Here is a 210-nt window from a genome sequence, read left to right as displayed (position 1 = left end):
CTTCCTCCTCCCGACTTCGCCGCTGCCACCTCCTCCGGCGACGACTTCGCCCCTCCCTCCACCCTCACCCAGTCCCGCCTCGCCTCCATCTTCTCCGACGTCCTCGGCCTGGAGCGCGTCAGCATCCACGGCGACTTCTTCGAGTTGGGCGGCCACTCCCTCCTCGCCACTCAAGTCGTCTCTCGCATCCGCTCCACCTTCGACGTCGAG

1 protein-coding gene is annotated in these 210 nt (G+C 67.6%); it reads left to right on the top strand.

Going from position 1 to position 210, the window contains the following annotated elements; genetic code table 11:
• On the top strand, positions 1–210 hold a 210-nt coding region (locus HUA75_RS46135; RefSeq protein ID WP_174490147.1), incomplete at both ends, for a phosphopantetheine-binding protein.

This window comes from Myxococcus sp. CA040A, from assembly GCF_013336725.1.
GTDB classification, from domain to species: domain Bacteria; phylum Myxococcota; class Myxococcia; order Myxococcales; family Myxococcaceae; genus Myxococcus; species Myxococcus llanfairpwllgwyngyllgogerychwyrndrobwllllantysiliogogogochensis.
The sequence above is the reverse complement of the archived record's forward strand: the minus strand, read 5'-3'. Positions and strand labels throughout refer to the sequence as shown.